Annotated in this window: 1 protein-coding gene; it reads left to right on the top strand. The window is 49.4% G+C overall.

Going from position 1 to position 445, the window contains the following annotated elements; all coding sequences use genetic code 11:
• A partial coding sequence (ccsA, locus tag M3175_RS26035) for a cytochrome c biogenesis protein CcsA (RefSeq protein WP_251524606.1) occupies positions 1-445 on the top strand: 445 nt, incomplete at both ends.

Below are 445 nucleotides of genomic sequence, written 5' to 3'. Positions count from 1 at the left end.
CAGTCGGGGTGTTTAAACACCAACCTGCTTGGCAACGACTGGCGGGAAGTTTTGCCATTGCGCAGTTTTTGGCAACCGGTACGTCATTTTTGTGCCTGATGTATGGGTTTTATGCCAATGATTTTACGTTGATTTATGTCGCTAATCAGTCAAATTCTTTGCTGCCTTGGTACTATCGCCTATCCGCCACGTGGGGTGGGCATGAAGGTTCACTGTTATTGTGGGTCACCATTTTGGCCACTTGGGGCGCGGCGGTGGCCGTTTTTAGTCGAAGCCTGCCGCTTGCCATGCGCGCACGCGTGTTGGTGATTATAGCCTTTGTGCAAATGATGATGCTAAGCATGGTGATTTTTGTGTCGTCACCTTTTAATCGCAGTCTACCCAGCATCCCCGTGGATGGCAAAGATTTGAATCCACTACTGCAAGACCCCGGATTGATCTTTCA

The sequence above is a fragment of the Robertmurraya korlensis genome, from assembly GCF_023715225.1.
Classification (GTDB): domain Bacteria; phylum Bacillota; class Bacilli; order Bacillales; family Cytobacillaceae; genus Robertmurraya_A.
This window is presented reverse-complemented; position numbering and strand designations above follow the sequence as displayed.